7 protein-coding genes are annotated in these 7299 nt (G+C 69.2%); 6 read left to right on the plus strand and 1 reads right to left on the minus strand.

Going from position 1 to position 7299, the window contains the following annotated elements:
• Positions 1-391: 391 nt before the first annotated feature.
• Positions 392-1333 (minus strand): alpha/beta hydrolase, encoded by a 942-nt coding sequence (locus ABEB03_RS20530; RefSeq protein WP_345650997.1) that lies wholly within the window; start codon positions 1331-1333, stop codon positions 392-394.
• Between the two features lie 141 nt (positions 1334-1474).
• On the opposite strand from ABEB03_RS20530, the gene ABEB03_RS20535 reads away from it, so the two are divergent.
• The 6 genes from ABEB03_RS20535 to ABEB03_RS20560 form a co-directional block, all read left to right on the plus strand.
• Positions 1475-2389 (plus strand): helix-turn-helix domain-containing protein, encoded by a 915-nt coding sequence (locus ABEB03_RS20535; protein ID WP_345650994.1) that lies wholly within the window; start codon positions 1475-1477, stop codon positions 2387-2389.
• 69 nt (positions 2390-2458) lie between these two features.
• Complete coding sequence (locus tag ABEB03_RS20540; protein WP_345650991.1) at positions 2459-3229, plus strand: SDR family oxidoreductase; 771 nt, start codon at positions 2459-2461, stop codon at positions 3227-3229.
• A 194-nt stretch (positions 3230-3423) separates the two neighbouring features.
• Positions 3424-4887, plus strand: coding sequence for an aldehyde dehydrogenase (locus ABEB03_RS20545; RefSeq protein WP_345650988.1), 1464 nt, complete (start codon positions 3424-3426; stop codon positions 4885-4887).
• Positions 4888-4984: 97 nt separating this feature from the next.
• Positions 4985-5518 (plus strand): cupin domain-containing protein, encoded by a 534-nt coding sequence (locus tag ABEB03_RS20550; RefSeq protein WP_345650985.1) that lies wholly within the window; start codon positions 4985-4987, stop codon positions 5516-5518.
• 58 nt (positions 5519-5576) lie between these two features.
• On the plus strand, positions 5577-6647 hold the full coding sequence (locus ABEB03_RS20555) for a zinc-dependent alcohol dehydrogenase family protein (protein ID WP_345650983.1): 1071 nt from the start codon (positions 5577-5579) through the stop codon (positions 6645-6647).
• Positions 6648-6922: 275 nt separating this feature from the next.
• The coding region (locus ABEB03_RS20560) for a nitroreductase family protein (RefSeq protein ID WP_345651005.1) at positions 6923-7299 on the plus strand (377 nt) is incomplete at its 3' end.

A 7299-nucleotide genomic window follows, 5' to 3' on the forward strand; every position in this document is an offset into this window, starting at 1 on the left:
CACAACACCAGCGCACCGCTGAGGACATCGAACGCAAGGCCGCCGGAGCCGCACGGCGCCTGATCACCGGCAACCGGCAGTCCGCGTAGAGGCCCCGTCGAGACGCCCAGCGGCGTGGGAGGCCGCTCAGCCACCACGCCGCTGGAGATTTTGTCCGGCCTGTGGCCGGGTGTTCCGGTCAGGCCTTGGAGAGATGCTCACCGAAGAAATCGGTCAGCCGATCCACGGCCCGGCTGACGTACTCGTCGTCGTAGAGGTCGACGCGGGTCGTGCCATCGATCGTGGGTGCCCGACGACGGTGGCCGGAGGGGGAGACCCGCCGTTCCGGAGAGCGGCGGGGTCGCCGGGGGCGTCGGCCAGGGGAGGGGAGCCCGGACCGACGCCGGGAAGCTCAGCTCGCGTCGGCGGGCTTGACGGTGAGGTGCTCGCGGAAGAAGGGTGTGGCCTCCTCGATGGCGCGGTCGACGTACTTCGGGACGTCGTAGAAGTCCATGTGGGCGCCGCCTTCGACGACCACGAGCTTCTTGGGGCTGCGGGCGCGGCCGTGCAGCTCGGTGGACATCCACAGCGAGCCGGCCTCGCTGCCGGCCACGATCAGGATGGGCTGGGTGAGCAGGTCCTCGACCATGTGGAAGGCATCGAAGGTGAAGATCCGCGAGACGCTCTTGGTGAAGAGGAACTTGTTCTTGGCGTTGGGGTGCTGGGCGCGCGGGGTGAGGTAGTAGTCGTGCGCCTCGACCAGGTCACGGGGGGTGGTCTCGTCCGGCTCGGCCGGCACGTAGGGGAGGTAGGCGACCTCGGCGCCCTGCGCTTCGGCGGTGCGCTGCTGGGCGAGGGCCTGGAGCGTGGGCACGGCGGCCGCGTCGGAGTCGGTGCCGTACCAGTTCCGGCGGAAGGACGTGCCGATGTTCAGGCCGCTGGCCGTGGTGACGGCCTTGATGCGGTAGTCCGTCATCGCGGCGTTCACGGCGTAGCCGCCACCGGCGCAGATGCCCAGCGCACCGATGCGCTCCGCGTCCACGTAGGGGAGGGACTGGAGATAGTCCACCGCGGCGCGTACGTCGTCGACGCGGGCGTAGGGGTCCTCCAGGTGGTGCGGCTCGCCGCCGCTGTCGCCCTGGAAGGAGGCGTCGAAGGCGAGCGCGACGAAGCCCTGCTCGGCCAGCTTGCTCGCGTACAGGCCGGACGCCTGCTCCTTCACGCCACCGCCGGGGTGGACGGTGACGACCGCGGCGTAGCTGCCCTCGGGGTCGAAGCCGGCGGGGAGGTAGAGGTTGCCGGCCATGTCGATCGGGCCGTTGGGGAACGTGATGGCTTCCACTGACTGCTCCATGTGCTGTCCTGATGCGCTCGACCGGTTGGTTCGGGCGACGACATTCAGACTGCGGGCTTTCGCGCGCCGGTGGGAGACGCTGCTTATCGGGGGTACTGGCAGCCTCTCCATAGCGGCCCAGGAGGCACCTAGCCTCGGAGCATGGACACCGTGGAGACCGCCAAGGACATCAAAGACTTCCTGACGACCCGGCGCGCGAAGATCACCCCCGACCAGGTGGGACTTCCCTCGTCGGGACGCCGCCGGGTGCCCGGCCTGCGCCGTGAGGAGGTCGCGTTCCTGGCCGGAGTGAGTGCCGAGTACTACATCCAGATCGAGCGCGGCCAGGTCGCCGGCGTCTCCGACGAAGTCCTCCACGCCATCACCACGGCCCTGCGACTCGACGAGGTCGAGACGACCCACCTGTTCGACCTTGCCCGCGCCGCCACCGCCAAGGCGGGCAGAAGGCAGGGGCGGGCACGTAGCCCGCGCCGGCAGGTACCGCTGAGCGTCCAGGCACTCATCCAAACGATGGTCACCGCGCCGACCATCGTGCAGAACGCCCACCTCGACATAGTGGCGGCCAATCCACTGGGCCGGGCCCTGTACGGCCCGGTCTTCGAGCACCAGGCCGAGCCGCCGAACCTCGCCCACTTCATCTTCCTGAACCCCCGTGCCGACGAGGTCTTCCCCGCCTGGCAGAAGGCGGCCGACGACGCCGTGGCACTGCTGCGTGTCGAAGCCACGCGGTCGCCCTACTCCAAGGCCGTCACCGGCCTCGTCGGAGAACTGGCAACCCGCAGCGCCGAGTTCCGGACCCGGTGGGCGGCCCATGACGTGCGGGCCCACCAGAGCGGCAGCAAGGACTTCCACCACCGTGCGGTGGGCGATATGACCCTGCGCTTCGAGGCCCTCGACGTCGCCAGCGCCCCCGGCCTCACGGTCATCGGCTACACCGCCGAACCCGGCTCACCCTCACACGAAGCGCTCATGCTGCTCTCCAGCTGGGCCGCGACGGAACAGGGCGCACCGACGCCGGACGGTGCCGAGAACGCGGACCCGTACGCCCCGAAGTAGCCCCACCGCCTCCTGGCCGCAGGCGCACGGCAGCCCCGCCGCCCGGAGGCTCGCAGAGGAGATCAGCTCATGGACACCACTCCCACCCGCGTTCTCGTCGTCGGAGCCACCGGACGCACCGGACGCCACGTCATGGCCGCGGCCGCAGGTCGTGGTCTCACCCCCGTCGCGCTCGCCCGCGACGAGAAACACGCCCGCGACGTCCTGCCCGGCGCGGAGATCATCGTCGGCGACCTCGAAGACACCGCGAGCCTGGCCGGCGCGGTCCGAGACGTCGACGGCATCATCTTCGTCCACGGCTCCGACAACGACAGCCGGGCCGACTCCGTGCGACGCGTCGACTATGGCGGCGTCGTCAACGTCATGCGGGCCCTGGGCGACCGTAAGCCCCGGATCGTGCTCCAGACCTCGATCTTCGTCACCCGCCGCGACCACTATTTCAACGTGGGCGGCCACGCCCTGGACTGGAAGCGCCGCTCGGAGCGGGTTGTCCGGCTCAGCGGCGCCCCGTACACCATCGTGCGTCCGGGCTGGCTGGATGGCGGCGAGGCCGGCCGCCACGTCACCATCGAGCAGGGCGACACCGGGGAAGGCGGCATCAGCCGCGAGGTCCTCGCCAACCTCCTGGTGGAGGCGTTGCTGACGAAGGACGCGCTCGGCAAGACCTTCGAGGCGTACTCCGGACCCGGCAGGGTCACCCGCGACTGGGCCGCCCTGTTCGGACGGGCAGTCGAGGATGCCGGCGGGGCACTGGACGCCGTCGAGGACACGGCCAACATGCCGCTGGAGGACGAGCCTTCCCGGGTCCGGTCCGACCTGGCCGAGTTCCGCGCCCACTGAACTGGGCGGTCAGCGGTGCGGGTTGCCCATGGGTGCCGACTTTCAAGGTCGGCGCCCGGCTGTGTCGGCGGTGGGGAAATCCCAGCCCACAGAGGGGTTGACGCATTTAATATATTGTATAAAGTGGCGCCATCTTACGAACTGCGCGGCCGCGAGGAGACACCCGGGTCGCCGTTCGGCGGGAGGACGAAGCTGTGGTCTGGCAAGGAAATTACGCGCGGTTCTTCATCGGGGGCGAGTGGGTCGAGCCGCGGTCGACCGAGACGATCGAGGTGATCAACCCCTTCACCGGGAAGCCGATCGCCAACGTGCCGGCGGGCTCCGCCGAGGACATGGACCGCGCCGTGGCCGCCGCGCGGCAGGCGTTCGACCAAGGCGAATGGTCACGGACCACGCTGCAGGAGCGCATGCGGGTCCTGCGTCGGCTCAGCGTGTTGATGGGGGAGCGGACGGACGACATCGCCTCGCTCGTGACGGACGAGATGGGCTGTCCGATCACGCTGTCGCGGTCCATGCAGGCCGCCAGCCCCAAGGTACTGCTGGACAGCTTCCTGGAACTCGCTCCGCAGTACCCGTTCACCGACGTCCGCCAGTCGGCGACGGGGCGGGCGCTCGTGCTGAGGGAGCCGGTCGGAGTCGTCGCCGCGGTCGTCCCGTGGAACGCGCCCCTCCTCATCACGATGCTCAAGCTGGCTCCGGCCCTGCTCAGCGGTTGCACGATGGTGCTCAAGCCCGCCCCGGACACCCCGCTCGACGCCTATCTGCTCGGCGAGCTCCTGGCGGAGGCAGGGCTTCCGGCCGGCGTCGTGAACATCGTCCCCGCTGACCGGGAGGCGAGCGAGTACCTCGTCACCCACCCAGGCGTCGACAAGGTCACCTTCACCGGTTCCACCGCGGCCGGCCGCCGGGTCGCCTCGCTGTGCGGGAACGACCTGAAGCGGGTGACGCTGGAGCTGGGAGGGAAGTCCGCCGCCATCCTCCTGGACGACGCCGACTTCGCGGCCGCCGCCGAGTCGCTGCGCGTGGGGTCGTTCCGCAACAGCGGACAGGTGTGCAGCCTCAAGACCCGCATCGTGGTTCCCCGGTCGCGGGAGGCCGAGTTCCTCGACGCCTTCGAGGCCGTCGTCTCCTCGATGCCGGTGGGTGACCCCAAGGACCCGAGCACGCAGATCGGCCCGCTCGTCAGCGCCCGCCAGCGGGAGCGCGTGGAGGGCTACATCGAGGCCGGCCGTGCGCAGGGCGCCCGGGTCGTGCTGGGTGGCGGGCGCCCCGCGAACCTCTCGGAGGGCTTCTTCGTGCAGCCCACGGTGTTCGCCGGTGTCGACCCGTCGATGACCATCGCCCAGGAGGAGATCTTCGGTCCGGTCGTCTCGGTGCTCACCTACGACGACGAGGACCAGGCCGTGGCGATCGCCAACAACTCGTCCTACGGCCTGAACGGCTCCGTGTTCACGGCAGACCCCGAACGTGGCGTCAAGCTCGCGCGCCGCATCCGCACCGGCACCATCGAGGTCAATGGCAGCCCGGTCGGATTCCACGCCCCCATCGGGGGGTTCAAGTCGAGCGGTATCGGCCGTGAGGCCGGGCTGGAGGGGTTCGACGCGTACGTCGAGCTGAAGTCCATCGGCCTGCCGCAAGGGCTCGATGTCCCGGCGTGAAGTCGCCGGACAGCAGAAAAGCACCAAACCGCAAGGCAGCAGCAGAGCACCGAACCACATAACAACAGCAGAGCACCGAACCACAAGGGAGTGGGAAGTGAGCGGAGAGCACCTGAAGGCTCAGGCGCGACGTGTGGTGTCCGGCCTCGACGCCGAAGGCAAGTCGGCGATCATAGCCGACGAGCTGACCCCGACGCGGATGGCGGCGCCGGGCTTCACGGTCATGGATGTGTGGCAGTTCGACAGCCTCCCCTCGCGCGTCGACGGGCCCAACACGCTCGGTGCGGACGCGGTCATCGCACCGCCGCCGGAGGGCCTCGTGGTCCGGCTGGCGAGCTTCCCGCCGGACAGCGAGTTCGACGCGGCCGACTACGCCGCGTCGCTCGACGCCTTCGGCGGCGGCGACACCCACGACGGTGACACCAGTGAGGCCGGCGGGGTCTGGCACCTCACCGACACGGTGGACGTCGTCACGGTCATCTCGGGCGAGCTGCACGCCGTCACCGAGACAGGGGAGACCCTCCTCAAGCAGGGCGACACGTTCGTCACGCGGGGTGTCAAGCACATCTGGAGCAACCGGACCACCGAGCCGGTCGTGATCGTGGCGACGATGACGGCGGCCAAGCGGTGACGCGTCGGACGACTGCTCGGCCCGCAACACAGCCTGACGGCGAGACTGGAGTCATCTGATGCGCGGCGTGGTGTTCAAGGGGAATCGAGAGCTCGAGGTCAGGGACTTCCCGGACCCGACTCCCGGCCCCGGTGAAGTAGTGATCGAGATCAAGGCCTCGGGTCTGTGCGGCAGCGACCTCAAGTTCTACCGCGACCCGCCCGAGGCCGCCCTGAAGGCCCTCGGGTTCAAGGACTTCGCCTCCCGGGGCATGGCGGAGGTCCCCGCGATCATCGCAGGGCATGAGCCCTGTGGCGTGGTGGCCGAGCTCGGCCCGAACGTCGATCCCCGCAGCTTCAAGGTCGGGGACCGGGTCATGGTCTTCCATTACAAGGGATGCGGATACTGCGACCTGTGTCGCACCGGATGGAGCCAGATGTGTCCCCAGGGGGCCACCATCTACGGCGCCACCGCCCACGGCGGCCACGCGAACTTCATGGTCGCGCCCGCCGAGACCCTCGTCCGCCTGCCCGAGGAGATCAGCTTCTCGGCCGGCGCCGCCATCGCGTGCGGTACCGGTACGGCGTTCGGTGCGCTGAGGCGTGCGGACGTGACAGGTCGGGACACCGTTTCGGTGTTCGGGCTCGGGCCGATCGGCCAGTCGGCCATCCAGTTCGCCTCGGCCATGGGCGCCGAGGTGATCGCGGTCGACATCGCCGCCGACCGGCTCGCCCGGGCACGTGAACTCGGGGCTCACCACGTCGTCGACTCGAGTGACACCGACGCGACAGCCGCTATCAGGGAGATCACCGGCGGCAGGGGGGCGACCGTCTCCATCGAATGTTCCGGCGCTCCCGCGGCACGTGCCGCGGCGACGCGATCTCTCGGTCCTTGGGGTCGTGTGGCGCTGGTCGGGCTCGGTGGCGACATCACTCTGGATGTGTCCCCCGACATCATCATCAAGCAGATCTCGCTCATCGGTTCCTACACCTTCTCCAACGTGGGACTGGGCGACTGCGCCAGGTTCGTCGCCAAGAACGGCATCGACGTGGACAAGCTGTTCACCGATCGCTGGAGCATCGAGGACGCCGACGCCGCGTACAAGGAGTTCGACAAGCAGGTGCGGGGCAAGGCCGTCATCGAGTTCTGACGGCCACGCTCTCTGAACCAGGATGGCCGGCTGATGCCGGCCGTCCTGGCTCTCCCGCCGGGGAGCTCGGTGAACGAAACACGACTCCCCCCAACTGATCGGCACAGAAAGGCCGCCACGCTGCGGCAACCGAAGGGAACCTTGTGAGCACGTCAGAAGCCCTCGAAGTCCAGGTACGTTCCGTGGCCGACCGCCCCACGGGTGGGTCCGCGGTGGCGGCTGCACCCGTCGGGTTCAAGAGGCTGCTCGGTGATCGCTGGAGCTGCCGTGCGTTTTTGCCGGACGAGGTTTCCGACGACGTGATCGCGGAGATGTTCGGGATCGCGCAGCGAACGGCGTCCTGGTGCAACACCCAGCCGTGGCAGGTGTATCTGACGAAGGGCGAGGCGACCGGACGGTTCGCGGCGAGTCTGACCGACCACGCGAAGACCCATCAGCCGACGCCCGACCTGGAGACGCCGGCGGAGTACCGCGGTGTCTACAAGGAGCGTCGGCGCGGGGCGGGTTACGCCCTGTACGCCAGTCTGGGGATCGCGCGGGAGGACTGGGACGCCCGTGAGGCGCAGCGGCTGAGGAACTTCGAGTTCTTCGGTGCGCCGCATGTCGCCGTGATCACCACCGATCAGGATCAGGGTGTGTACGGGGCGGTCGA

The sequence above is a fragment of the Streptomyces siamensis genome (assembly GCF_039543605.1).
Lineage (GTDB): Bacteria > Actinomycetota > Actinomycetes > Streptomycetales > Streptomycetaceae > Streptomyces > Streptomyces siamensis.

Coding starts and splice junctions, on each gene's coding strand:
- ABEB03_RS20530 (WP_345650997.1), bottom strand. CDS start 1,333: ATGGAGCAGTCAGTGGAAGCCATCACGTTCCCCAACGGCCCGATCGAC.
- ABEB03_RS20555 (WP_345650983.1), top strand. CDS start 5,577: ATGCGCGGCGTGGTGTTCAAGGGGAATCGAGAGCTCGAGGTCAGGGAC.
- ABEB03_RS20540 (WP_345650991.1), top strand. CDS start 2,459: ATGGACACCACTCCCACCCGCGTTCTCGTCGTCGGAGCCACCGGACGC.
- ABEB03_RS20535 (WP_345650994.1), top strand. CDS start 1,475: ATGGACACCGTGGAGACCGCCAAGGACATCAAAGACTTCCTGACGACC.